General features: G+C 36.5%; 23 protein-coding genes and 5 pseudogenes. 12 read left to right on the top strand and 16 right to left on the bottom strand.

Annotation, left to right across the window (positions count from 1 at the left end; translation table 11 throughout):
* Nucleotides 1-71: 71 nt before the first annotated feature.
* The 6 genes and pseudogenes from LC087_RS14950 (at nt 72) to LC087_RS14925 (ending at nt 5472) form a co-directional block, all read left to right on the top strand.
* Nucleotides 72-778: pseudogene (locus LC087_RS14950) on the top strand (response regulator transcription factor).
* Nucleotides 775-2448: a sensor histidine kinase gene (locus LC087_RS14945; RefSeq protein ID WP_306019679.1), complete on the top strand. Its 1674-nt coding sequence runs from the start codon at nt 775-777 to the stop codon at nt 2446-2448. The pseudogene LC087_RS14950 and the gene LC087_RS14945 overlap by 4 nt, the downstream one beginning before the upstream one ends.
* A gap of 557 nt (nt 2449-3005) precedes the next feature.
* Entirely contained in the window at nt 3006-3149 is a 144-nt protein-coding gene (locus LC087_RS14940) for a hypothetical protein (protein WP_306019678.1), read from the top strand.
* A gap of 19 nt (nt 3150-3168) precedes the next feature.
* Nucleotides 3169-3924, top strand: a complete 756-nt coding sequence (locus tag LC087_RS14935; protein ID WP_306019677.1) for an MFS transporter — start codon at nt 3169-3171, stop codon at nt 3922-3924.
* Nucleotides 3836-4546, top strand: a complete 711-nt coding sequence (locus LC087_RS14930; RefSeq protein WP_226540418.1) for an MFS transporter — start codon at nt 3836-3838, stop codon at nt 4544-4546. The genes LC087_RS14935 and LC087_RS14930 overlap by 89 nt, the downstream gene beginning before the upstream one ends.
* 56 nt (nt 4547-4602) lie before the next feature.
* A complete protein-coding gene (locus LC087_RS14925) occupies nt 4603-5472 on the top strand; it encodes an aminoglycoside phosphotransferase family protein (RefSeq protein WP_226540416.1) in 870 nt (289 codons plus the stop codon).
* 692 nt (nt 5473-6164) lie between these two features.
* On the opposite strand, the gene LC087_RS14920 is transcribed toward LC087_RS14925, so the two are convergent.
* Complete coding sequence (locus tag LC087_RS14920; protein ID WP_371932606.1) at nt 6165-6533, bottom strand: histidine phosphatase family protein; 369 nt, start codon at nt 6531-6533, stop codon at nt 6165-6167.
* Between the two features lie 303 nt (nt 6534-6836).
* Between LC087_RS14920 and LC087_RS14915 the strand changes: the two are divergent.
* Nucleotides 6837-7377 (top strand): annotated as a pseudogene (locus LC087_RS14915) (GNAT family N-acetyltransferase).
* Nucleotides 7378-7627: 250 nt separating this feature from the next.
* Here LC087_RS14915 and LC087_RS14910 read toward each other — a convergent pair.
* On the bottom strand, nt 7628-8134 hold the full coding sequence (locus LC087_RS14910; protein WP_226540413.1) for a DUF2628 domain-containing protein: 507 nt from the start codon (nt 8132-8134) through the stop codon (nt 7628-7630).
* Between the two features lie 206 nt (nt 8135-8340).
* Here LC087_RS14910 and LC087_RS14905 point away from each other — a divergent pair, with 206 nt between their 5' ends.
* A complete protein-coding gene (locus LC087_RS14905) occupies nt 8341-8865 on the top strand; it encodes a GNAT family N-acetyltransferase (RefSeq protein ID WP_226540406.1) in 525 nt (174 codons plus the stop codon).
* Nucleotides 8866-8948: 83 nt separating this feature from the next.
* Here LC087_RS14905 and LC087_RS14900 read toward each other — a convergent pair whose 3' ends face one another.
* The 5 genes from LC087_RS14900 to LC087_RS14880 form a co-directional block, all read right to left on the bottom strand.
* The gene (locus LC087_RS14900) at nt 8949-10061 is read right to left on the bottom strand and encodes an RNA-guided endonuclease TnpB family protein (protein WP_306019676.1); all 1113 of its coding nucleotides are present in this window, start codon (nt 10059-10061) and stop codon (nt 8949-8951) included.
* 514 nt (nt 10062-10575) lie between these two features.
* Nucleotides 10576-11241, bottom strand: coding sequence for a type 1 glutamine amidotransferase domain-containing protein (locus LC087_RS14895; RefSeq protein ID WP_226543135.1), 666 nt, complete (start codon nt 11239-11241; stop codon nt 10576-10578).
* Nucleotides 11242-11427: 186 nt separating this feature from the next.
* Nucleotides 11428-12288 carry an SDR family oxidoreductase gene (locus LC087_RS14890; protein ID WP_226543134.1) on the bottom strand — a complete coding sequence of 287 codons (861 nt, stop codon included), beginning with the start codon at nt 12286-12288 and terminating at the stop codon, nt 11428-11430.
* Nucleotides 12289-12492: 204 nt separating this feature from the next.
* Nucleotides 12493-14976, bottom strand: coding sequence for a heavy metal translocating P-type ATPase (locus LC087_RS14885; RefSeq protein ID WP_371932703.1), 2484 nt, complete (start codon nt 14974-14976; stop codon nt 12493-12495).
* An 11-nt stretch (nt 14977-14987) separates the two neighbouring features.
* On the bottom strand, nt 14988-15293 hold the full coding sequence (locus LC087_RS14880) for an ArsR/SmtB family transcription factor (RefSeq protein WP_226543136.1): 306 nt from the start codon (nt 15291-15293) through the stop codon (nt 14988-14990).
* Nucleotides 15294-15769: 476 nt separating this feature from the next.
* On the opposite strand from LC087_RS14880, the pseudogene katG reads away from it, so the two are divergent.
* Nucleotides 15770-17945: pseudogene (gene katG / locus LC087_RS14875) on the top strand (catalase/peroxidase HPI).
* Here katG and LC087_RS14870 read toward each other — a convergent pair.
* The 3 genes and pseudogenes from LC087_RS14870 to LC087_RS14860 form a co-directional block, all read right to left on the bottom strand.
* Nucleotides 17937-18629 (bottom strand): uridine kinase family protein, encoded by a 693-nt coding sequence (locus LC087_RS14870; RefSeq protein ID WP_226543132.1) that lies wholly within the window; start codon nt 18627-18629, stop codon nt 17937-17939. The pseudogene katG and the gene LC087_RS14870 sit on opposite strands and share 9 nt — an antisense overlap.
* An 84-nt stretch (nt 18630-18713) precedes the next feature.
* Nucleotides 18714-19904: an MFS transporter gene (locus LC087_RS14865; protein WP_226543131.1), complete on the bottom strand. Its 1191-nt coding sequence runs from the start codon at nt 19902-19904 to the stop codon at nt 18714-18716.
* A gap of 478 nt (nt 19905-20382) precedes the next feature.
* Nucleotides 20383-20586: pseudogene (locus LC087_RS14860) on the bottom strand (aminoglycoside phosphotransferase); the annotation flags it as partial.
* 179 nt (nt 20587-20765) lie between these two features.
* Between LC087_RS14860 and LC087_RS14855 the strand changes: the two are divergent.
* The gene (locus tag LC087_RS14855; protein WP_226543130.1) at nt 20766-21053 is read left to right on the top strand and encodes an AbrB/MazE/SpoVT family DNA-binding domain-containing protein; all 288 of its coding nucleotides are present in this window, start codon (nt 20766-20768) and stop codon (nt 21051-21053) included.
* Complete coding sequence (locus LC087_RS14850; protein ID WP_226543128.1) at nt 21053-21427, top strand: type II toxin-antitoxin system PemK/MazF family toxin; 375 nt, start codon at nt 21053-21055, stop codon at nt 21425-21427. Before LC087_RS14855 ends, LC087_RS14850 begins: the two co-directional genes overlap by 1 nt.
* Before the next feature lie 154 nt (nt 21428-21581).
* On the opposite strand, the gene LC087_RS14845 is transcribed toward LC087_RS14850, so the two are convergent.
* From LC087_RS14845 to LC087_RS14835, 3 genes and pseudogenes are all read right to left on the bottom strand, one after another.
* Nucleotides 21582-22343, bottom strand: coding sequence for a metallophosphoesterase family protein (locus LC087_RS14845; RefSeq protein WP_226543126.1), 762 nt, complete (start codon nt 22341-22343; stop codon nt 21582-21584).
* 86 nt (nt 22344-22429) lie between these two features.
* Nucleotides 22430-22810 (bottom strand): annotated as a pseudogene (locus LC087_RS14840) (VOC family protein).
* Between the two features lie 148 nt (nt 22811-22958).
* Nucleotides 22959-23378: an Lrp/AsnC family transcriptional regulator gene (locus LC087_RS14835; protein ID WP_226543124.1), complete on the bottom strand. Its 420-nt coding sequence runs from the start codon at nt 23376-23378 to the stop codon at nt 22959-22961.
* A gap of 220 nt (nt 23379-23598) precedes the next feature.
* Here LC087_RS14835 and LC087_RS14830 point away from each other — a divergent pair, with 220 nt between their 5' ends.
* Nucleotides 23599-23790, top strand: a complete 192-nt coding sequence (locus LC087_RS14830) for a DUF1272 domain-containing protein (RefSeq protein ID WP_226543122.1) — start codon at nt 23599-23601, stop codon at nt 23788-23790.
* Nucleotides 23791-23848: 58 nt separating this feature from the next.
* On the opposite strand, the gene LC087_RS14825 is transcribed toward LC087_RS14830, so the two are convergent.
* The 3 genes from LC087_RS14825 to LC087_RS14815 all read right to left on the bottom strand — a co-directional run bounded on the left by LC087_RS14825 (nt 23849) and on the right by LC087_RS14815 (nt 25517).
* Nucleotides 23849-24064, bottom strand: coding sequence for a hypothetical protein (locus LC087_RS14825; RefSeq protein WP_226543120.1), 216 nt, complete (start codon nt 24062-24064; stop codon nt 23849-23851).
* A 245-nt stretch (nt 24065-24309) separates the two neighbouring features.
* Nucleotides 24310-24519 carry a DUF6141 family protein gene (locus LC087_RS14820; RefSeq protein WP_264190027.1) on the bottom strand — a complete coding sequence of 70 codons (210 nt, stop codon included), beginning with the start codon at nt 24517-24519 and terminating at the stop codon, nt 24310-24312.
* Nucleotides 24520-25145: 626 nt separating this feature from the next.
* Nucleotides 25146-25517, bottom strand: a complete 372-nt coding sequence (locus LC087_RS14815; RefSeq protein ID WP_226543116.1) for a Gfo/Idh/MocA family oxidoreductase — start codon at nt 25515-25517, stop codon at nt 25146-25148.
* Nucleotides 25518-25544 lie beyond the last annotated feature (27 nt).

Below are 25544 nucleotides of genomic sequence, written 5' to 3'. Positions count from 1 at the left end.
CCTTAATTAAGAGATATCAGGATGGTATATGTTATGATATTTAATATTAAACATATGTTAGGAGATTTTCCATGAAGGACGCTAGACTATTAATAGTCGATGATGAACAGGCTATTCTCCAAATGCTAGAAACCATATTAAGAAAAGAAAACTTTCAATCTATTCATATAGCAAGTACAGCTAAAGAAGCCCTATCATTATGTGAAAGAATGAGGTTTGATCTAATTTTACTCGATGTCATGCTTCCTGATCGCAAGCGGGTTCGAGATTGCCCCCCTTATTAGGGAAATGAGTGATGCTCCTATTTTCTTTCTTACTGCCCGTTCAAGTGATTTAGATAAGCTTTCTGGGTTTGCTCTAGGTGCAGATGATTATATATCAAAGCCTTTTAACCCATTAGAAGTCGTGGCCAGAATAAAAGCTCATTTACGGCGTTATACAGAAAAAGCTACCCCCTCCTCCGCAAACCATCTATCAATACGATGACCTGTCGATCGATACATTCTCAGGAGATGTAAAAGTCAAAGGAAAGAGAGTAGACTTGCCTGCTAAAGGCTATCAACTTCTCCTATTCTTTTGCAAACATCCTAATCAGCTTTTTAGTAAGCATCAACTATATGAACACATTTGGAAGGAACCATTTCTTGGTGAAGATAATACCGTTATGGTTCATATTCGAAAATTACGAGAGAAAATTGAGGAGAACCCAAGTAAGCCTAAATATATTGTAACGGTAAGGGGCATTGGCTATAAATTTATAGGAGAGCAAGCAAAGTGACGATACGTAAACGTTTTATGCTCCAATTTTTTATCCAACTGCTCATTATATTTGTCTCGCTGTTATTATTAGTTGTGATCTTTTTATTGGTCATTGGATTTAATCAATTTAAAAATGAAGCAGGTGGAGATCTCTCTCAAGCTGATGAAATTTACTTTTCGCAAAACATAATAGTGCAAGATAACGAAGTCTTTTTCGATGATGAACTGAAAGAATTAGTCCAACAACAGAAAGGGTACCTTCTTCTTTTAACATTAGAAGGAAAACAAATTGGCTCTTTGAATGCTCCATCAAACGTACAAAAACACTTCTCAAAAAGAGAACTGACTGCATTACTGCTAGGAGATCATTCTTTATCCGAAAGTTATTCTTATTGGAAATTGGATGATGTGTCAAACGAACCAGTCATTGTCTTATACCGAAAACCTAACATTCAATCCACCATCTTACATGAGATTAAAATCTCAATTAATTGGGAAAAAGGGAATCTGAATCTATCAGAATCCCTCGTTCAGAAAATAAAAAATAACAACGGATGGGTGCTTCTCATTGATGCAAATGGAAAGGTTTTGAGTCAGTATGGTGATTTGGAATATTCATGGAGTAAACTCCATGATATATCTGAAAATAATCTTCATGATTTCTACTTTAACAACAAAACAAACCAAACCGTTATTGTAGGGGTACCCAAACAGACAGATGAAGTAGAAGATTTAATTGGTTATAAGTTGTTACTCCTTCTTTTCGTGGTTATTCTGACCTTATTTTTATGTATTTTTTGGTATACTCACAAATTTGCCGTTCCTGTTATAACCATCATGAATTGGATTGAAAACATTGGTAATGGGGTGTATGAACGACCTACTGATTTGCAAAAGAAAGGAAAAATAAAGAGAAAATATCGATTATATCAAGATTTAATTGAAACCCTCTCCTCGTTAATGAAGACCCTGAAACAAACAAAGAAACAAAGGGAAAGGATGAATCAAACAAGAGAAGAATGGATTAGTGGTCTTTCACACGATTTAAAAACGCCACTTTCCTCTATATCTGGTTATGCACAAATGCTAGAATCAAATAAATACACTTGGACAAATAAAGAAGTAAAAGAATTTGCAAAAGTGATTTCAAAAAAGACAAGCTTTATGATGGAGCTATTAGAGGATTTAACATTAACATTTAGACTAAAAAATGACGCCCTACCAATTGTAAAAGAAACATCTGAAATGAATGAACTTCTTCGACAGTCGTTGATTTTCTTTATCAACAATCCTGCTAATAGCCATGTCCAATTCGAATTTCAGCCTTATTATGAAGATATTTATGCATCAATAGATCAGAAATGGTTTCGAAGAGTGATGGATAACTTGATTACAAATGCTATTAAGTACAATCCTATTGGCACAACTATAACCGTTTCCATATCTCGTATCGAGAAACATCTCCTTGTCATTAAAGTAAATGATAACGGCATCGGAATGGATGAAGAAACCGTAAACAATCTCTTTCAGCGATATTACCGAGGGACTCATACAACAGAGATGACGAGTGGAAGTGGACTTGGGATGGCTATTGCAAAACAATTAATTCTCCTCCATAACGGTGCCATTAATGTCAAAAGTGGGCTAACCAAAGGAACGAGCATACGAATTCTAATTCCAATAAATTAATAACCTGGTCAGTAAAAGTTTGTACACTAAAGAAGCACGCAGTCAGTTGCTCTTCAAAAAAAGAGTCTGCATGCTTCTTTTGCTTAATTTCGATGTTGACTTACGCACAATAGAAGGGAGAGGCAACACCATTCTATTGAGGCTGAAGCTATGGAAGAACAAAACTTATTAAAAAAGTTGTTGCCCAATGATGTAGTTTGATTATTTTCAAAAGTATAGAAGAATCGAAATCAGTTTTAAATAAACAAGATATTCAAACAGCCAAATTAAACCCTCTATTAACATAGTTTCAGACCTTCTAAACAGTTTTCATTCAACTCCCTTTAAATGAGGATCATCAATAATGACTGAATCCTTGCTCTGTTAGTCAGAACTAAATACAAACTCCAATAATAAAATTCTCTCTTCACAAACCAATCCATATAATATAAAATCTCTATTATGTATAATTTTTCTTTATCTAACTGACCTAACCAACTACTCTTAGGAGGAGATTAACGTGTGATTATTATTTTTTAAATCCCATATACTCATAATCTTCTTAAGAGGTGTTCTACATGTTTAAAAACAGAAACTTTCTTGTTTTATGGTTAGGTCAGCTTGTTTCGATATTTGGAGGAAGATTTAGCGAACTCGTCATTCCATGGGTTGTTCTTCAAGTCACTCAATCACCCTTGAAAGCAGGCTTTAGTTGCCATTAGTACACAACTTGCTCCTTTATTGCTCTCTTTACCAGCTGGAGTTTGGGTAGAAAAGAGATCAAAGAAAAAAATTGCCTTAACTGCAGAATTAGTCCGAACGATTACAATGACTTTACTTGTATTCGTCATCCTTTTTGATGAATTTAACATCCTAATCATTTGTTCTATTCTTTTTATATCTGGGATGGCTGGGTTGTTTTTTAAGATATCATTGAACTCTATTACTCCTCAAATTGCAGGTAGAGATCGTTTAATAGAAGCTCATAACTATTTAGAAGGGGCAGATGCTGTTAGTACGTTAGTCGGTCCTTTATTAGCTGGTTTGATGCTGTCCACCATCGGTGCGGCAGCAACGTTAGGAATTGATGCTTTGACATTTTTACTATCCTTTTTAAGTATATGTGCACTACGTTTTATTGAAAAAGAACCTATAAATCAAGCAGAACTAAAAGAAAAATCTTCTTTAAAGGAAGGACTAGCTGGCATAAATTTATTATTTTCAACTAAAATTCATAGGTTTATTTCCTTTAATCACACGGTTTTGAATTTCACAACTCATGCCGTTGTCTTGCTTGTTGTAATTACGGCAAAACAGCACTTACAACTGTCTCCCACTCAAACGGGAATTCTTCTTTCTGGAGCAGGGATTTGGAGGAGTATTCATCACGATTGTCGGTGGACAACAAGTGTTATGGATCACGTTATTATTATTTCTTGTCTCCTCCATTATTATGGCTTTTCTCAACGATACCGCCGAGCCTTTATCACAGACTGAGAATCGTAAAAAGCCATTAAAAGTGATAAAAGAGGGTTGGAAGTTAATCTGGGATAACCCGATAATCAAAAGGTTACATGTTTTAATCATATTTGAAGCAATTGCAAGCGTCGTTTGGATTGCAGCCATTTTATATGTTTACGTTTCTGAGGTGTTACAAAAATCAGAATCTTGGTGGGGATATATCAATACGACCTTTTTCTTTGGTTTGCTTGTGGGTGGCTTTATCGTTTCAAAGTTGGTTCATCTTGTTGAAACTCATATGAGAAGCCTGTTAATTGGTTCCTCTTTCTGTGTTGGCTTATTAACACTTTTCTTTGGTTTGAATTCTATAGCTATTTTAGCACTTGTCCTTTCCGTATTAGTAGGTGTGGTAGAACAAGTAAAATCTATCACGATGAACACCTATATACAAAAGGAAGCAGATGCTATCGATTTACCTAAAATCTATGGATTACAAGGAGCCTTATTTTCTTTTCTGTTTGGTTTTTCTTCCTTATTATTTGGATGCATTACAGAGTTTACAAATGTTCAACTATCATTCATTTTAGCAGGTACACTATTGACCGCATCCGCAATTTACTTGTTATTTAATAGAAAAGCTTTTCCAAAGACTTATTAATAGTAACGAGGCTATCCCTATAACGAGGATAGCCTCCCCTTTTCTGGAGGTAACCAATGGATAAACTACAACATTTAATCAATACATTTCACTTGAACGTCTTAACCATTGACGACGTTCCTGAGTCTTATAGCTCAACTGTTTATAAAATAAAGCTAATCGATCATCGATCGGTTTATTTGAAGATCCCTTATTCCAAAATAAAATTCGAACGTGAGTTGGCGGCTTTAAAACGATTCCAGCATGAGTTACCTGTTCCACAAGTAGTAGACTATTTTGAGGGAGACGAAGATTTTACAGGTGCCATTTTATTAGCTGAACTAAATGGAAAACCGTTATCCGAAGCTGTAGATAAATCGTTAGCTTATGATATAGGTGTTTATCATGCCAAACTACACAATATTGTTCCAACTGAAAAGGATCTAAATGGTCCCATACCCACTATTTTTCATCAATGGACTGACTTTCTGCACGACCATTTTTATTCATTTGCGAAAGATGTTATAGAAGTCATCGACCCTGATCTATATGATCAATCAGTTGTTTTTTTTGAGAGTCATTTAAGATCACTCCCACAGCCAGATGGACCTAGCTTCATTCATAATGATTTTAGGCCAGCTAATATTATCATTGGTGAAAACAAAGTGTCAGGTATTATTGATTTTGAAAGTGTGAAAATTGGTTCTACAGAAATAGACTTCACCAAAATGAATCGGGATATCTTTATGAAATATCCTGGGACGAAAGAAGCATATCAACTAGGCTATGAATCTATTCGCCCCATTATCAACTTAGAGGATGTTTTGCCGTTTTATCGCTTTTTAGACGCGTTTAGTTCAATTGGCTGGTGTAAGAAGAGAGGAATCGAAAAGCACCGAAAATTTTCACAAGAAAATTTAAAGATCCTAAGAAGCTTATTACAATAGGAAGTTTTTTAGAAAACCTAGCTAGGGATAGAATGAGCAAATTTACATAAGATTCTATTAAACGGATCGGGTATTTCTGCAAAAATCGAATGACCAATATGATCAAATAATATAATCTTTGAGTTGGGTGCTATTCGATTAATTCCTACAGATGCTTGGAATCTAACTACTCTATCTTCCCTGCTATCTAGAATTAATATAGGAGTCTGTACATTCGACAAGACTTCTTTAGCACTTAATGGTTCGTAAAGAAATAAATTCCCTCTAATTTGAGATGGTACTAAAGATGCATAAGAGATAATTTATTCCGCATTATTTCTAGGAATCTGACAATTAAAGAGTAACGATAAGAATCTACTGATTCTCTTAGAAGTAACCTGAAGACAAGAATTCGTTAATAATGGGATAACCTCTAAAAATTCCTGAGTTAGAAGTGAACTTGCGATCGGAGTATTGAAATCAATGGATGCGGCTACAAGTATAATCCCTTTTAAGTTGTCATCATAAATTTACCCTCGTTACATTCCACAAATGTTCAATATCCACCTCTTGTCCCTGAAAAGTTAATAAATATACATCTGGATTGTCTAGGTTCTCCCACTTTTCAAATCCAATTGAAGGATCATAATTCTTGAGTAACAACGACATGATATTCCCGTGAGTAACGATGATTGTGTTAGTAGCCTCTGAATCTACACATCTTCAATCACATTTACGATTCGATTCATGGCTTCTTGACTTGATTCTCCCCCTGCAAACTTCAACTCCAAATCTTCAAACGTTTCTTTCAATTTCTCATACCAATCTGACAGGTTACTTGAACTAAGAATTCTTTCTGACAAACGCTCATCTGATTCCATATCTAGACTCAACCTCTCACTCAGTGGTTTGATCGACTGCTTTGCACGTAAAAATGGACTAGAGATGATTCGTTCGACCTTTTTGTTCGCAAAAAAGTTGGCTAATTCATATGCCTGTTTTTCCCCTTCTTCCGATAGTTCAGCTTCTCGTTGCTGTCCGTTTGCTTGACAGTGTCGTATGACAAATATTCTTTTCGTCATGCTATTACCCCCTCGTTTTGCTATTTGACTATATTTTCATTATAGAGGTTGTTCAAAAAGTCCTAAAAAAATGTCGGTTGAATAACTTTGTTGGTTTGCTTTTCCGACACTCCGACGCCAGGATTGGCTAGCACGGGTGTTGTCCCTAGGATGGGGACGTTCTTAGCCCGTGAACCATACTGTAGGTACACTGTGAGTGCTCAAAGCTACACCGCCTCGTTCTTCAGCGTCCTTTTTTCCCTACTTTTTAAACACCCACTTATAGTAAAAACACAAACATCTTTTTAGACAGGAGACATATAGATGAATGAGATTAATAAAAAATATAATATTAAAAGAGTCTCCTATGTTATTAGGACCGCTATTCATGAAGATGCACAAAGCTTATCTGAAACAAGGTTACAAATTGATGGAGAAACCGAATTCCTTGACCGAGAAAAAGGAGAGGATTTTATAGATAAAAAGGGTTTTGAACATCTTATTAAAGAGGATACGAAAAACCCTAAAAATTTATTTTTAGTAGCTTTAGTTAATGGAAAAGTGGTTGGTTTTTCAAGGTGTGAAGGAAACCACTTAAAACGGCTTGCCCATAAAGTAGAATTTGGTGTAGGAGTTTTAAAGGGTTATTGGGGTTACAAAATCGGTCAAAACTTATTAAAAGAATCACTTGAATGGGCTGAATTAAACAACATAAAAAAAAGTGACTCTACACGTTCTTGAAACGAACGATAAAGCCATTATTCTCTACAAAAAACTTGGATTTGAAATTGAAGGCATTCTTAAAAAAGATAAGATTCTCTCGGACGGGAATTACAACACAGTTATGATGAGGAGAATGCTGTAAACAGCAAACTGTGTCATGCTGACTACAGTTATCTTTTAAACTATAGTCAGCTATCCCCATTACAACTCCCTTTATTTCATATTCATATACGAGAGATCGATCAAGATTAAATTTTTATGCTACACATATTGAAAATAAAATGAATAAATCATAATAGGCATATTACATTTCTGGAGCAGGGAATTTGGGATTTCTAAGTTCATCTGCTTCTCCATCTATGATTAGAAATACACCTGTATGTTCCACCCTATTATAAAAATATATCTACAAGTGTATAAACAGTAAAGAATACGATCACATATACAATCGCATTTATCCAACTTGCGCCCCCTCGTTTACTAATTTCTTTAAGTCTTTCTTCTCTATTAGGATAAGATTCTCTTAACTTATTGACTGATCTCACTACATGATCTAAATACATTTGATTCGACATCATACCTATAACGACAAAAACTCCTATCAAGCTACCTGAAGGGATTGTTTGGTTAGCAGATAAAAGAAAGAAAATATCTAAGGTTACAAACATAGCTAAAAAAGAATAGGCATATGTATTCATTTTCCTAAACGCCATCCAAAACAATCCTAATAAAAAGCTTGCCCAATTCCATGATACTTTTGATTTCCCTTTTTGAGATAACTTTTCCCATTTCTTTTGATAAGTTTCTTTGTTCTTTCCTACAAACAATAGAACCTCTTCGGTCATTTCTTCATCAAGTTCTGCAAAATCGACCGATGTTCTCTTCTTCAATGATGCCACTTTATTTCCCCCTAATCGTTAAATAAAACTATTACGCTTAAATACACTACATTAATAAGCTTTGAGAAACAAGTGTACTAGACACAATAAGGGGCCGAGAATTCAAAAATCCCACACTAACTTTAGATAAATATTGATAATAAAGGAATGAATCTTTCAATCTCGTAATTACTAAGGAAGAAGTTTTTTGAGAAAGGGTATGAAAAATGTTTATTAAAACAGATCGGTTACTAATACGACCATTTGAAGAAAGTGATTGGAAAGAAGTTCATGAATATACCAGCCAAAAAAGTGTGATGGAGTATATCCCTGAAGGAGTCTTTTCTGAAGAAGAGGCTAAAAGATTTGTTCAGACCAATATGGGTAAAAAAGCTGAAAAATTCCCTGTCATACTCGTTAACCAAAACAGAGTGATTGGTCATATTATTTTCCATCCCTATTTTGGTGAGCATACTTATGAAATAGGATGGGTCTTCAACCCCCAATATCAAAATAAAGGGTATGCATCTGAAGCGGCAATGGCACTACTAAGACATGGCTTTGAGACAATTAATCTCCACCGAATCGTTGATACATGCCAGCCTGAAAACATCCCCTCCTACCGTGTGATGGAGAAAATCGGAATGAGAAGAGAAGGCCATCATAAGAAGTGTATTCCTCATGGAGATGAATGGTGGGATGAGTATTATTACGCAATCCGTGAACTACATACCACCTACGCTAGCGCTTAGAGGTGGATGCTTCCTAGGTACAGAAACCTAATGGTCTCTAATGGACTAGGCGATCCCTCGTGAACCAAGAGTTCTTGTTTCCTTTATGTAAGCTTTCGAATACCTTCGTTTTTGATATTGATTGACGCATTCCAATCACGATCGGACGAGAATCCACAATGACAATGGAACACTCGGTCAGAAAGCGTCAATTCTTCCTTGATTTGACCGCAATTTGAGCACGTTTTTGAAGAAGGAAACCATTTATCGATCTTGATTAGTTTCTTTCCTTGTTCTTTTAACTTGTACTCTAAATAGGATGTGAACCTCCCCCAGGCATTATCAGCTACACTTTTACCAAACTTCAATGCTTGAGACATCCCTTTCATATCGAGGTCTTCAATAATGACGCAATCGTATTGGTTTGCGAGTCTATAAGACTGTTTATGAAGAAAGTCTTTTCTTTGATTGGCGATTTTCTCATGAATTTTCGCTACTTTTAAGCGCTGTTGATGCCAACGAGAAGAGCCTTTTGTTCGTCTAGCTAATATGCGGCTTTCTTTGGCTAGCTTCTCTACCATTTGACGATAAAAACGAGGGTAATTGGCTTTCTTACCTGTTTCACTATCGACAAATAAGCCATTCATCACAAAGTCTAGACCAATCAATAAATGAGCTGGTTGTTCTACAATTTTCTTTTCATATTCAGTCAAGATGGACACAAAAAACTTCCCTGTTTTAGTCATGGAGATCGTACACGCTTTTATCTTATGTCCATCTGTTATTGGGCGATGCTGTTTGATTTTTATCCATGTCAGTTTTGGTAGTTTAATTAATCCTTCTGTAAGTTCAATATTCCCATTGACCACATTTGTTGTATAGGATTGTCTCGATTTACGACTTTTGAAGGTAGGAAAGTCAGCCTTTTTAGCAAAGAAGTTTTGATACGCTTTTTGAAGATTGATTTGTGCATTCGCTAAAGCGAGTGAATCAACTTCCTTCAACCATTCGAATTCTTTTTTGTACTGGGCAGGTGTCGGGAACTTTTGCATTTTCAAGGTTTCCTTATCATCCTTATATTTCTCATAGGTTTTCTTACGGTCATCTAACATTTTGTTGTACACAAAACGCACACAACCAAAGGTTCTGCGAATAAGAGAAGCTTGTTCACGTGTAGGATAGATACGGAATTTATACGCCTTGTTTAGCTTTGTCACGATTTTCACCTACCTTGACATTCTATAACAATATTATACAAAAAAAGAACCGATTCATCACCCACTTCCTCTTCATTTAGAAGTGGGCGACTTCTCGGCAATTAGGTTAAAGAAGAGTGGGAGAAATGAGCACTAAACAATTTTCGAATAATAAACACCGTGCTAGGATTAAACTCATCCTATGACTCTACTATGGGATTGGGTTTTAATGTTGTCCATATGAATATTAACTGTTTTTTCTGAATATTGATACGGATTGTATCAATCAAACTCCACGGATTGATTTACAAATAAACAAAATTATTATTTAAGTTACAAAAGGCGTCCCTGAAAAATGGAGCATTCTTTATACTACCCCTTGTATTAATAATTACTTTTTCAAAAATAAAATGCATCTCGATAAATGGAGAACCCCCATTTATCGAGATGCATTTTCACAAGCTGTTTTTTTCTTTAATTACTATAACATGTAAATACTAAATTCACACTATTTCACTAACCTACTTCTACTTCTTTACTTACTCAGTTGCTTTATTACTTCATTTGCGGCGCTAATGGTAGATTGAGGATTTTGCCCTGTAATTAAATGGTCATCTACTTGTACATGGTCTGACCAATTATTCTCGACAACGACATTTGCTCCTAACTCACGAAGACGAGTTTCTAATAAGAATGGCATGAAACGGTCTAGTGTTGTCTCGCGCTCCTCAGCATCCGTAAAGGCCGTTACTGTTTTACCTGATACTAAAGGAGTACCATCTGATGATTTTACTCCAACTAAACCTGCTGGTCCATGACAAACTGCCGCTACCGTCTTATTTGCTTCGTATAGGTCTCGGATGATTTCTTGTAACTTTTTATTCTCAGGTAAATCAAACATTGTACCATGTCCACCTGGCAAGAAAATCGCATCAAATAATGTTGTATCTTGAATATCTTCTATCTTCATAGTATCTTGTAAATACTTCTCTGTATCCAAAATCTCTTGAGGGACCTCTCCTTGTAAGCTTTGATCATCAATCGGTGTTTTTCCACCTTTAGGACTCGCTACCGTAATTTCGTATCCTAACTTCGCAAATTCTACATAAGCTTCACCAAATTCAGATAGCCATAAACCTGTTTTGTGACCTTCATTCATCTCGTCTGCTGTAGTAACCACCATTAAAATATGCTTTGTCAATTTTAATCCCTCCATTTAAAATTTGCTTTTGGACTCTTCATTCTCAAATTGCCCAACTGTTTATTGTGCGCAATTTAATCGTAACAAAAAACCTAAGTTCAGCAAAACAATCTGCTTTTCCAATTAAGTCAAATATAGAGGAGGAGAAAGTATTTCATCCTTTTGATGACACTTTTCAATCTTAAATTATTCTTTCCCTAACATCGAACGAGTAACTTCTTTTGTTTGTAATAATCCTGTTGGATCTGTAGACGTTTTATAATTGCATAGTTCTTCAGCCCAAGGAGACGTTCTAACACGTAAAGAAAGTTGATCTTTGTTTAACTGTTCCAAAACAACACCTGCTACTTCTTCTGGTGTTTGGAATACACCGTCATTATTACGCCCTTCTCTTGATCCTAAATAATCATTTAATACTGGTGCATAGTCATCTTTAGGAAGCCCACCTTCACTTTCTACCTTGGACAGAATGTTGGTAGTAAATTCCGATGAAATCCCCCCAGGTTCTACAATCATAAATTCGACACCAAAATATGGCGTAACATAAGTAGCTAAACTTTCATAATATCCTTCTAAAGCAAACTTAGAGGCACAATAAATTTCATTTAACGGTTGGCCAACTAACCCTCCTACCGAAGAAACAGAAACAATTCTCCCTGCCTTTTTCTCCCTCATGAATGGGAGAACCGCCTTCGTACAACGAATTTGCCCGAATGTATTAATATCAAACACATTTTGAACCTCCTCTTCAGTCGCTTGTTCTGTGTTTTTTATAAACCCAATACCTGCATTGTTAATCAGAAGATCAATCTGCCCCTCTTGGTTAATAATTGTATTTACAGCCTCATCAATCGATTGCTGAGATTGAACATCTAACTGAAGTAATTCTATATCAAGTCCTTCATTTTTTAGATTTAAAACATCCGTCCCTTTTTGGACATTTCTCATCGTGGCATAAACTTTCCATCCTTCTTTTGCAAGTTTTTCAGTTAATGCAAACCCAAGACCTGTAGAAGTTCCCGTGATTAATGCGATTTGTTTTTTCATCGTATTTACAGCCACCTTTTCATATTGTGTAGTCCATTATTAATTGTTTTGTGCTTCTAATAAGAAGATAGCATAGGTTTTATACTTTGTAAACTAATATATATATATATAGTTCACTTGGTTTTTTCTAAACTATTAAGTCATAAAAATGACGAACCCTCTAGCACAAAAAAGCTAGAGGGTTCAAAGGAAGAGTACCTACCTTTATTGATTATCCGACTCCACCTTTAAAAGACGTAGAGCATTTAAGATGACTAGTACAGCAGCTCCAGTGTCACTTAGTACGGCTAACCATAGTGTGAGCAAACCTGGAAAGATTAATATTAGTGCAATCAATTTTACAATTATTGAAAACCAAATGTTTTGTTTTATAATCTTCAGTACTTTTTGACTTAACTTTATCGTGTGTGGCAGTTTTTCAAGATTATCCGCCATTAATACGATATCTGCTGTTTCCATTGCTGTATCCGTACCTGCTCCGCCCATGGCGATTCCTAAATCAGCTGAAGCAAGTGCTGGAGCATCGTTAATTCCGTCGCCCACCATTGCTACTTTATGCCCTTCATTCTGCAATTTCTTGATAACGTCGACTTTGTCTTCTGGTAGTAATTCTGCAAAATAACGACTAACTGACGCTTCTTTTGAAATCATTTTAGCTGTTCCTTCATTATCACCTGTTAACATGACAACTTGATGAACTCCGACTTTTTTCAATCCACTTAATGCCTGAACAGTGGAGGGGCGAACGGTATCAGCAACAGAGATAATCCCTAGCATTTCTTGCTGATTACTAATAATTACAACGGTTCTTCCTTTCTGTTGCATCTCTTGAACGATTGTTTGAGCCTCACCTAAAGGTAAGTTCATTTCTTCAAAAAGTCGTGCATTCCCAGCATAGTAAGTTACTCCATCAAGGGTTGCTTGAATGCCTTTACCGACTAGATTTTTAAATAATTCACCCTCTTTAGAGGTTATTCCCTTTTCCGTTGCGTAATTTACAATGGTTTGTGCAATTGGATGAGCGGAATAGCTTTCTAATGTTAAAGCGATTGATAAAAACTCTTCCTCAGGCATATTTAATGCCTTTACCTCAGAAACTTTTGGTTTCCCTTCCGTTAACGTACCTGTTTTATCAAAGGCAATCGCATTAATCGCTCCTGATTTTTCTAAAAATGTACCCCCTTTAATTAAAACGCCATTTTTGGCGGCATTTCCAATGGCCGAAACAATCGCTACTGGTGTAGAAATAACTAGAGCACACGGACAAGCAACGACTAACAGTTCAAGCCCCCTATAAAACCAATCATCCCACGTACCTAGTCCTACTATAGGAGGAAAAACCATCGTGAGTAATGCTAAAATAAAGACAAACGGCGTATAAACATTTGCGAATTTATCTATAAAGTCTTGAGTAGGAGCCCTTTGTTCTTGTGCTTCTTCTACTAAATGAATAATTTTGGCTATGGCTGTATCTTCTACTATTTTAGTAACTCTTACTTCTAGCGAACCATTTTCATTAATGGTACCTGCATAAACCGTATCTCCAACTTCTTTGTCGACTGGAATTGATTCTCCTGTAATCGGAGCTTGATTAATACTAGACTCACCTTTGAGGATTTCCCCATCTAACGGAATTTTATCACCTGGTTTTACGATTATTACTTCCCCTATTGATACATTTTCCACAATCTTTTTCACCAGCTGAGACCCTTCTTTAACCCATGCTTCTGAAGGAGATAGATTCATTAAGTTGCGAATCGAATTCCTCGTTTTCTCTAACGAAATGTTTTGAAGAGTTGTCCCTAGAGCAAATAACCAAACAACCATTGCTCCTTCTACCCATTCGCCAATGAGGGCAGCACCAATAGCCGCCGCTGACATGAGTACATTCATATCTAATGAACGACTCTTAATAGAGTAATAGGCACTTTTCACTGGTTTATATCCACTAATCACCATAGCTGTTGCGTATAATAGAGTTGTCAAATAGAATGATACTTCCGCAAACGCCCCCATCATACCTAAGGCAATTAATAGTCCAGACGTAATAATAATTGTGGTTCCTTCTTTATTCTTAGCGGGCTTAGGAGAAGGACTAGCTTTTGATAGCAAAGACGCTTTAAAACCAATCTTAGATACTTGTAAGATTATTTCATCTACACTATTGTCATGCTCCACTTTCATTTTCCCAGTCGAAAAGTTAACAATGACACTGTTAACCCCTTCAATAGTATTTAAATGATTTTCTATACTTTTCGCACAACTGCCACAATCCATTCCTTCTATTAAGTATTCTTTTACATCTTCAATTTGTTTGAGAGGTTTTATTCGGAAACCAAATTTTTGGACTTCATCCTCGACCCCTATCATATTCGCACCATCTTGCCTAACTAATTGAAGTTTTGCTGTATTATAGTTCACTTTTACATCTTTAATATGTTCTAGTTTGCGTAAGCCTTTTTCTATTGTTAATCCACATGAAGGACAATCCATCCCATATATTCGATATTCAACTACTTCATCTTTAGGAGTAAAATCAATTTCATTATCACTACAGCAAGATTGCTCTAAACTTTGATTACTACTGCAACAACTATTAGTCTTCTCTTTACTTTCTGAGCAACTTGTTGCTTCTTGTACTGCCATTTTTTCTTTTTCTTTCGAACTGCAACATTGATCTGCCACTATACCCACACCTTCTAAACAATATGATTTTTACAACAAGCTACATCGTCTTCCACTTGATCTAGCACAACATCAAACATGGTCAGTAAGTCTTTGACATGCTCATTACTTAATCGATAAAAGATATATTTTCCTTCCTGTCTGCCAACAATCAACCCACACCCCTTCAAGCACGCTAAGTGTTGTGAAATACTCGACTGGTTTCCATTTAGGTCATCAACAATTTGTGATACCGTTTTTTCTTCTTCCTTAATGCATTCAAGAATTTGAATTCTTATTTTATGTGCGAATCCTTGTAGAAATTTTACTTTTGTATCCATATCTACTTTTTGTACCACTTGTTTAAACCTCCATCACATTAGAAATTTCTAATATTTCTTCACTATTATATTAGCAACACCTAATATGTGTGTCAAAAAAATGGAAACTCCCTTATAACGACGACAAGTATGCAGAGCATCAACTTATTACATAGGGTCATTAACTAAATTCAGACACAACGTAGATCCATCTCCATCCAGAATGCGCGTGTTCATCGTAGGACTTTTTATACGAAAATAGCCTTCTTATTTTCGTTTATAGTGGTGGCCACTAGGCCATGTCAGTTTTGAACAACCTCTAAAATTAAAATGAAAAATACGTATTTGTACCAATATCTTTTTATCCTCTGCATAAATATGTACTAGGGGATCCATACAGTACAAGTTATAATCATGTGTAATGATCCTTATCTACCTATTAATCTGTATTAATTATGAATGGATTCAGATCCCTATAATAGAAAGGAGAATAAAAGATGGAAAATAACCAAAAATCGAATCAGGGATGTCCTTTCACTCACCAGAAAAATACAGCTATCCACGGGACAACAAATCAAGATTGGTGGCCAAAGCAGTTGAACTTAGGTGTTCTTCGCCAGCATGATCATAAATCAAATCCAATGGAGGATGACTTTCATTATCAAGAAGCATTCTCTAAGCTGGATTACGATTCGCTAAAAAAGGACCTTCTTGATTTGATGACAGACAGCCAAGATTGGTGGCCAGCTGACTACGGTCATTACGGCCCCTTCTTTATCCGCATGTCATGGCACGCAGCCGGTACATATCGTACATCTGACGGACGCGGGGGTGGTTCTACTGGAGCACAACGTTTTGCACCTCTAAACAGTTGGCCTGATAATGTCAACCTTGATAAAGCCCGTCGTCTTTTATGGCCTATAAAGAAAAAGTACGGAAACAAAATCTCTTGGGCCGACTTACTTTTGTTAACGGGTAACGTCGCACTTGAATCAATGGGATTGAAAACATTTGGCTTTGCTGGTGGGCGTGAAGACATTTGGCATCCGGAAGAAGATGTATATTGGGGATCAGAAAAGGAATGGCTAGAAGACAATCGTTATTCGGGAGATCGCGAATTAGAAGACCCACTAGCTGCTGTGCAAATGGGGCTTATCTACGTAAACCCTGAAGGTCCAAATGGAGAACCTGATCCAGTAGCAAGTGCTCGTGACATTCGGGAAACATTCAAAAGAATGGCCATGAATGATGAAGAAACAGTTGCTCTTGTAGCTGGTGGTCATACGTTTGGTAAAGCCCACGGTGCAGGTGACCCTTCTCATGTAGGTGATGATCCAGAAGCTGCCACACTAGAAACGCAGGGGTTAGGCTGGATTAGTTCACACGGAAAAGGAAAAGGACGAGACACCATTACAAGCGGGATTGATGGTGCCTGGACGACGAATCCTACACAGTGGGATAATGGCTACTTTGACCTTCTATTTGGTTACGAATGGGAACTGACTAAAAGTGCAGCTGGCGCATTTCAGTGGACACCCATTAATATGAAGGAAGAGCATTTAGCTCCCGATGCTGAGGATTCATCCACCCGAGTTAAGACCATGATGACGACAGCTGACATGGCTCTAAGAATGGATCCAGTCTACGAAAAGATCGGCCGTCGCTTTCATGAAAACCCTGAAGAATTTGCCGATACTTTTGCACGTGCATGGTTCAAGCTTCTTCATCGTGATATGGGACCTAAAATCCGATACTTAGGACCTGAAGTACCGGAAGAAGAGTTCATTTGGCAAGATCCGATTCCAGCAGTTGATTACGAACTATCTGCTAATGAAATAGTAGAGATGAAAGAAGTAATCTTAAATACTGAATTAACTATAAGCCAGCTTGTGAAAACGGCTTGGGCATCAGCCAGCACGTACCGCGGATCAGATATGCGCGGGGGAGCAAACGGGGCCCGGATTCGATTGTCTCCTCAAAAAGATTGGGAAGTAAACGAGCCAGAGCAACTTACAAAGGTAATTGATGTTTACGAAAAGATTCAAAGCACACTAACTAAAAAAAGTGAGCCTTGCTGACTTAATTGTTTTAGGAGGTTGTGCAGCCGTCGAAAAGGCCGCCAAGCTGGCTGGTTTTGATGTTACTGTTCCATTTTCTCCTGGCCGCGGTGATGCAACTACCGAACAGACCGATGCAGAAAGCTTCGATGTATTGGAACCTATATCCGATGGATTCCGCAATTACCAGAAAAAAGAATTTTCTACTAAACCCGAAGAAATGCTTGTCGATAAAGCTCAACTATTAGGTTTATCTGCTCCTGAAATGACTGTCCTTATTGGCGGAATGCGTGTTCTTGGTGCCAATTATGGCGATAAAAAACACGGTGTTTTTACTGACACGGTTGGCTCTTTAACAAACCACTTCTTCGTTAACTTACTTGATATGGAGATTGAATGGAAACCTACAGGCTTCAATTTATTTGAAGGGCGCGATCGAAAATCAGGAGAAGTTATACGGACGGCAACCCGTTTTGACCTCGTCTTCGGTTCCAACTCCGTCCTACGTGCCATAGCTGAAGTGTATGCACAGGATGACAACAGAGAGAAATTTGCACGTGATTTTATAGCCGCTTGGGTGAAAGTGATGGATGCCGATCGATTTGATTTAAAATAATTTCTTTCCACACGCCTCACGTCTATTAACATGAGGCGTGTTTTTTAAATTGTTTTTTTCTAGAACGATAGATTGATCGTCATTTTTCACAATAATATCAAACCTTTCACTATAGGGATGCATAAATACCTCATACTGAATCCGTCGTTCTTCATGAGATCTCTTCAAATAAGCAAGATCAGCCCCTCTTTCAACAATGTCCCTGCTACTTCTTCTCCTTAATTCCGTTTCTCCATCTGCATAAAGATAGATTGTCAGATCAAAAAGATCTGGATTAATAAAAGCTACGGTCATTCCTTCTACTATCGTCACTTTGTTTTTTGAAGATATCAATTTACTTTTTAAATAAGAAGTATGAATCGTATTAAAATCTAACTTCTCTCTGACCATCTGAATATCTCTTTCCAGCGCACCAAGATTGTGAGCAGCTGGATGACAAGCCGTCACCTTAAATTGATGACGTTCATTGTGATACGTATACTCAATGATGGCATGTTTTCGAACATTTGAGCTAACAAGGTAAGGGTCTGTATTTATGTAATTTACTCCTTTTTGATTTACCCCATTGACCAAATCTTGTGCAAACGTCGTTTTTCCAGCGGCACCATGCCCTGAAATACCTATAACCATATGTTCATCCGTTTTATTGATCCAGTTGATGATTTGTTGTACTAAATTTTTCATTACGGTCCCCTTCATTCAATTATTTCATGTAAAACGAAAGAATCCATCTTGAAAAAGGTCAAAATGGATTCTAACTTATATCTACTAACTTAATTTCGCTACTGGTCGTATAGGAATTAAACTTCCCACTAAAGCAATAGCCGCACACGCTAAAAATAGCACGTTAAACCCAAACACCGCAATTCCAGCAACACTGCTAAATATGATTAAGTCACAGACTGAATCAATAATCGATAATAACGAAATCGTTGTCGCTCGTACATTGGATGGAATGATATCATTCGCTAATTGAGAATAAACAGGGTAACGTATTGTTCTCACAAACCGGAGAAGAATCATTATGAGTAATAAGATCCAAAGGGTCTCCCGAAAATAAGCAACCAATAGCAAGCCAATTACACTTATCCCCCCTGTAACATGTAACACAATTACTCGAGAGATTCGCGATGTAATCCAACCAATTGAACGGGAAAGGAAGAAACTTAATATAGATAGTCCAGCAAAGACAAATCCGATTAAAAACACCGGTAAACCAGCATCACTCAATAATTTATCACTAAACTGATCGAAAATAGCAGCTGATGGAATAAACACAAGCGTAACATTTAGAAACATCCATAATACTTGTGGAGCCTTTTTGATCGTGAGAATGCCTTCTTTTACTTGCTTAAAAGGATTGTCCCGGTAGTTTCCTTGATTTTTTGGATTTCCAATAAATAACAACAGAACAATTTGAATAGATTGAAAAAGAATACCCAATATTAATAGTAATATAAACTGTTGATCTGTTAAGTCTTTGGCTATCATAGCACCTATGATTAAGACAAAAACCATCACAACAAATTGGCCTGAATGGATAATCCCGACTGCTTTATCCATCTTATTTTCTTCATTAGATTCTTTTAAAGATTCATAGATTAACGCTTCATCTGCCCCACTAAAGAACGTGACAGAAAATCCGCTGACAAAACTGCTAGCGAAAAATACCCAAGGATCATAGGCCCAAATAAGCATTCCATGACTAATGACACTTAAAACGGCCCCAACCATAAAAGAACGCTTGGCACCAAAACGATCAGCAAACACACCTGTAGGAACTTCTCCAATTAATACTCCAGTACTCCAAAATAACATAACCCAGAGGATCGATGTTTCATCCAATCCACGCGCAAAATAAAACAAAGCCAAAACGGGCTGTATAAAACGAACACTCCCAAATAGTTCTGCCCAAAATAAAACACGAATATTTCGTGAAGCTAACGTACCTTTTTTCATTTTTATCCTCCTGCATGATGTTTATTTACGTCATAAACAAGCAGGAGTGAATATGATTATTCTTTACCTACGTAAATCTTTCACCCCTACTTGTTGGTTTGAAAAGAATTTTACGTTTTTTTGCATGTCGAACTCCTCCTATAAAATAATTACTTTTTATTATACATAAGCAAACAAATTTTTAACAGAACGCTAGAGTTGTACCGTATCCAATTAAAGACATTCAATATAAATTGATCTGACCAACTAAGGAAATTATTGTATTGGTTATTCCTAATTTATAATAGTAACTGGAGAGTCAAAAGTTCTCCGATATTTCCCCATACTAGTTGTTTTTTATGTAATGGTAAAGGATTCCCCTCGCTTTCCGCGGACGACCTGTCAAGCCTCCTCGTTCGTGCCTCACATTGCGGGGCCCGAGACTAGCCCGTTTTTCCGCAGGAGTCTCGGGGTCCCTTACATAATGAATTTTTTGTACAATAAATGATAAAATTTCTCTTCCTTTTTCATCAATTCCTAAAAACGTGGGAGCATAACTATACCCTTTGTTTTCTAAATGAGTTAAGAGCTTATGTATTTTAAAACTGTTAGGTTTTAATTCTCGCCTGACAGTATCTCCCGAACGATATACGTTTGAGACATTTCCACCTGTTAGTATTTCTTCTTTTTCGTAGCTTGACAACTCGAAAATCCCTCCATTTAAGGTTGTTTCATTTCATTGATTTCATCTGAATTTCTAAAATGAATCCCAAGTATATATCATTTCGTCAACAGTGCACTTACTAAAAATATAATTAGACGTATCAACCCTTATCATAATGTATATACTATGTATATACAAATGAATTTGGTGGTGATATAATGATTTCCAAGAAAAACTATGAAGAGGATGATTTCATGTCTACTGTCATTGCTCAAAAATGGGGAAACAGTTTAGGGATTCGTATTCCAAAAGAAGCTGCTGATAGAATAGGAATTGATCAAGGTTCGGAAATGGAATTACGTGTGATTGGAAGTGAAAACACACTCACATTAAAACCAAAAAAGAAACGAAAATCATACAAATTGGATGAACTCTTATCACAAATCACTCCTGAAAATAGACACAAAGAAATTGATTTTAATCGCGAGGGGCGTGAATTAATTTAATGTCTGAAATTGTACCTGAGAGAGGCGATTTGATTGTATTAAACTTCAACCCACAAGCGGGTCATGAACAAGCCGGGAGAAGAAATGCTATTGTTTTATCGCCTAAAGAATTTAATGAAGCAACAGGTTTCATAGTCGTGTGTCCTATTACCAATCAAAAGAAGGGGTATCCCTTTGAAGTCAACTTACCCAATGGTGGGATCCCCTTTGAAGAAGGCTTTCCTATAACAGGTGTGATTTTGACTGACCAAATTAAATCATTGGATTGGAGAGTCCGAAATTTAAAAGTGTTAAAGAAGTTTAATCCGGAGAATGAAATAATAGTGGATATCATTGATGAGTGCCTAGCAAAAATAGCAACATACTTAACATGACTCTTTCTAAAAATTCTTTATGGTTGATCTTAAATTGGTCAATGTCTTTAATTATTTCTCAATGATCGTTTTTATAATTGTCATGACACCCTCTTGTATAGGTTCAACATCCTTCTCTAAGGTTAGTAGTTTGGCATTGACCTTAGAATCCACATTACAAATACTGTTTATTAGCCAACCCCTCTAGTATTTCCATTCCTTTCGCTTCTGGCACTCCTTTTACTACGTATGTCTCTATAAATTCCTGAGCTTGAGGATCTTTACTCGTACTTATCACTTTAGCAGCTTCCTCTTTACTGTATGTCGTCCGTCTAAATTCATATCCATCTGGAGTAAGTAAAAGCCAATAAGCACCTGGTTGATCAGCAAAAGGCATCCCTACACTACCAGCGTTAAGAATACTTAATCCATCTACTTCGTGTTCAAATTGTATATGAGTGTGTCCACATACAACATACTTCTGACTAACATTCTGAAAGATGGTAGAAAGACGTTTCATTGTAGTGTTCGGTGTAAAGATTTCCTCATCGCTATTTGGCGTGGCATGACAAAATAAAATCTCACCAAATCCTTCAATATGAAATGGCTCCTGTTCTGGTAATTGAGCAAGAAAATCTCGTTGGAGGGGTGTGATTTGTTCAGCGACCCACTCTTGGTTTTCACGTCCTTTTTCAGACATATGTTGAAGGGATTGACCATCGTAAGCCATAACTACCTCTCGATCTCCATTTCCACGAATGTAACGAACCTTTTCATCAAGCTGAAATATACGCTCTAGCGTTTCAACAGGCATCGGTCCAGAAACAATATCTCCTCCAATTAATATTAGATCCGGCTGTACCTCTTTGAGCTCTTCTAGCACTGCGTTTAGTGCTGGCAGATTTCCATGGATATCATAAAGTGCAGCTACCTTCATCTCTCCTTCTCCTTTCCTTCAAATTTAAAACATCGTTTGTTACGATACTACCGAACTAAAATCTATTATTTCTTTACCGGCAATCACTAAGCCTTTTCCATAACCGTAAAGTAATTTCCTTCATGATCTGCAAAGTTAAATATTCTACCAGATGGCATATTTACAATTTCTCCAACTTTAACATGTTTATTAGATAGCTTGTTATATAATTCATCGAGATTTTTTTAAAAAAACATTTGAGAAGGTTTACCAAGATTTATTTCTGGTTCTAATTTGAAGATAACCTGCTTGTTGTGGAGTATCATACTTGTTTCAACATGATTTACTGGAGCAATTTCAATCCACCTTAAACCTTGACCATCATCATTCTCAGAGATCACACTAAATCCTACTTTTTCAGTCCAAAATGTCACAGCCTCGTCCTGATCATTAACATACAACATTATTTGACCAACGTTAGTAATCATTCGTACTCCTCCTAATTGATTTAACTAATTCAATTCTATAATCACAAAGAAGAAGCCTTTGAAACTTCATTATTGCATCGTATTTTATTTTCTAGTTTTAGGTTTCCTTATTTTTCGAATAATTAAGTAGTATTTTCTAAAAAATTGATTAAACGATCTTATTTATAATGGGCGAAGAAAGATTCATCATGGTATAAGATTCACCAAATTCCATACAGGAATCAATAAATTCTTCTAATGAATCGAATGTTTCTGTTATGATTTTAACCAGGTAACTATATTCTCCAGTTAATCTATGACATTCTATTACGAGGTCATTCTGTCTACAAAATTCTCTGAATGCTTTACATCGATGGGTTTTAATCAGAATAAACGCTTTAACTGACTTTTGTATCTTGTCAGGATCAATACTTGCCCTATACCCTGTAATAATTCCTTGGTCTTCTAACTTCTTCACCCTTTCCGTTACAGCTGGAACTGATAATGAAACTTTTTTTCCTAATTCAGTCATAGATATCCTCCCATCTAGTTGTAAGATATCTATAATCTTGCGGTTAATTGTATCCATCTCTCTTCCCCTTCAATTCTTTATAAATTAAGAATAACATTTTGATTGATTATAAAAGAATCAAACTTGAAGCATTTGAAACTCTCCTTAATAAATAAAACACATTAACGATTTTACCTTTATTTATGAAGGTTACTAATTTGAAGCCCTTAAAAAAAGCATGTGTTATTGAACCTATCTTTATTATAATGATAGTAACTTTAATAGGGAGGTATGTTCAATGGGGTTAAAAATGAAAACGATGTGCGAGAAGTGCGAACAGGAGATAATGGAAGAAGCATATATTTGTGTTCATGAATGTACGTTTTGCGAAACATGTACTCATGAACTGTCAAATACATGCCCAAACTGTACGGGTGAGCTAGTAAGAAGACCAAAAGCACCAGCTAGCTATTGCTCAGTTAAAGGTTAATCAATTGAAGGTTGTAAAAACATCGGTACAAATGGTTTACACGTCTCCTCAACATCCATTACAACCGTTGTTGGAGACTATTTTTTAGTGCTGAATCTACTACTTTCTTTAATTCAACCGGTTGTTGAGTGCCAATGACGACTGTTTCATATTTTAACTTTAAAAGTGCGTGTTCAAAAAGCAGGGGAAAAAGGGCGCTGAAGAACAAGGCGGTGTAGCTTTGAGCACTCGCAGTGTACGTACAGTATGGTTTACGGGCTAAGAACGTCCCCATCCTAGGGACAACACCCGTGCTAGCCAATCCTGGCGTCGGAGTGTCGGAAAAGCAAACCAACAAAGTTATTCAACCGACATTTTTTCAGGACTTTTTGAACAACCTCTAAAAGGATCCCTTTATTGCCACTTATAATATAAGCTTTTTCACCCTTAACATTCATTCGTAATCCCCAACCTCCAAATCGTTTTAGAGGGTTGAAAGAAATACTTTCATGATACCGTATATCTTTAAAGAGGTATGGCTTATATGGAAAAGGAAAAAAAACGTATATAGATCCCTTCTTCACGAACTTCCGTTACTAGCTTTAATACGCGAAACATAAACACAGGAAATGCAATTCCAAAAAACAGCCACAACACCATGGTTACAACATTTGGGGCAGGGTTATTTCCTAAAGACACTCCTAAAATAATTTGCTGAATAAACCAATACCACATGAAAGCAGCAAACAATAAAACTAACACCTACACCCAAGTTTGTCGTAGCCTTTGGATTTCTCGATAGACAACTTTATTTTCTATATCTAGCTTTAGCTTGCGGAAGCACCTGCGTAGCAGGAGGTGTGGTATAAAACCACCTACTTTTAGTAGCATTTCTTTTAGTCGGCTTTAGCCGATAAAACTCGTAGGCGGTTCAGTCCGCCTACGAGAAACCTCCGTACTTTAGTGCGGAGTCGTTTAGTGTTGTCCCTCATTTCATTTCCTCCTTTTTTACTCACGATATGCCCCATTTACAGCCGTCATTCATTCAAGAAATACTTTGTTGGTTGAATCATTTTATTCTATTGAGGTTTTATCTACTTAGAATATATGAAGATTATTGGTAGAGTTGAGAGGAATAGCGTACCATGCTTAAGGTTCATTTGCAGGAATATGTTTGTACCTGAATATGATTCTACCTTTTAATTATTTCATAAAAAATACGCAAGTTAATGTCTAAAAAGATCCTTCCTTTTATAATAGCTCTATATTGAATGTAGTAGTGCATATTATTGAAATGTTGTTTTAACTCTCCCCCATTTTGCATAGAAAACAACTATCGGCGAAGAGGCATACCTATCTACCATTTAGAGAACCGTTTATTCTTTAATCTCAACAACTTTTTTCTCCCTCGCACTCATGAGTGCTGCTTCAATAATTTGAATTACACTTACACCTTCATATGCAGATACAGGTACTTTTCCACCTGTGAAAATTGCCTCTCTCAATTGGTAATAGTAATTCATATACGCCCCATGATCTGTTACTACCTCTTCAGAAGATGTTTCGGTCGACAACTTTCCATATTGATGGGGTTCATCTGCTCCAAAACCTCTTTTCAATGGACTTATCCCCGCACGCAGCTTATTTTCTTGACCATCCAGTCCATATTTTATAAAACTTTTCTTACTCCCATGTACTTGATATCGTGGTCCACTATAAGGAACAATGGAACCAGAATGTAAAATCACTCGTAATCGTCCATAAACTAAACGACT

Origin of the sequence: Bacillus carboniphilus (assembly GCF_020524035.2) — a bacterium.
Taxonomy (GTDB): domain Bacteria; phylum Bacillota; class Bacilli; order Bacillales; family JAIVKR01; genus Bacillus_CC.
The sequence above is the reverse complement of the archived record's forward strand: the minus strand, read 5'-3'. Positions and strand labels throughout refer to the sequence as shown.

Excerpts from the sequence above, each read along its gene's own strand:
- LC087_RS14925 (WP_226540416.1), top strand. The coding sequence starts at position 4,603 with ATGGATAAACTACAACATTTAATCAATACATTTCACTTGAACGTCTTA.
- LC087_RS14905 (WP_226540406.1), top strand. The coding sequence starts at position 8,341 with ATGTTTATTAAAACAGATCGGTTACTAATACGACCATTTGAAGAAAGT.
- LC087_RS14850 (WP_226543128.1), top strand. The coding sequence starts at position 21,053 with ATGTCTGAAATTGTACCTGAGAGAGGCGATTTGATTGTATTAAACTTC.
- LC087_RS14835 (WP_226543124.1), bottom strand. The coding sequence starts at position 23,378 with ATGGATACAATTAACCGCAAGATTATAGATATCTTACAACTAGATGGG.
- LC087_RS14880 (WP_226543136.1), bottom strand. The coding sequence starts at position 15,293 with ATGGATACAAAAGTAAAATTTCTACAAGGATTCGCACATAAAATAAGA.
- LC087_RS14865 (WP_226543131.1), bottom strand. The coding sequence starts at position 19,904 with ATGAAAAAAGGTACGTTAGCTTCACGAAATATTCGTGTTTTATTTTGG.
- LC087_RS14825 (WP_226543120.1), bottom strand. The coding sequence starts at position 24,064 with ATGGGGACGTTCTTAGCCCGTAAACCATACTGTACGTACACTGCGAGT.
- LC087_RS14870 (WP_226543132.1), bottom strand. The coding sequence starts at position 18,629 with ATGAAAAATTTAGTACAACAAATCATCAACTGGATCAATAAAACGGAT.
- LC087_RS14890 (WP_226543134.1), bottom strand. The coding sequence starts at position 12,288 with ATGAAAAAACAAATCGCATTAATCACGGGAACTTCTACAGGTCTTGGG.
- LC087_RS14830 (WP_226543122.1), top strand. The coding sequence starts at position 23,599 with ATGGGGTTAAAAATGAAAACGATGTGCGAGAAGTGCGAACAGGAGATA.
- LC087_RS14940 (WP_306019678.1), top strand. The coding sequence starts at position 3,006 with ATGTTTAAAAACAGAAACTTTCTTGTTTTATGGTTAGGTCAGCTTGTT.
- LC087_RS14855 (WP_226543130.1), top strand. The coding sequence starts at position 20,766 with ATGATTTCCAAGAAAAACTATGAAGAGGATGATTTCATGTCTACTGTC.
- LC087_RS14920 (WP_371932606.1), bottom strand. The coding sequence starts at position 6,533 with ATGACGAAAAGAATATTTGTCATACGACACTGTCAAGCAAACGGACAG.
- LC087_RS14845 (WP_226543126.1), bottom strand. The coding sequence starts at position 22,343 with ATGAAGGTAGCTGCACTTTATGATATCCATGGAAATCTGCCAGCACTA.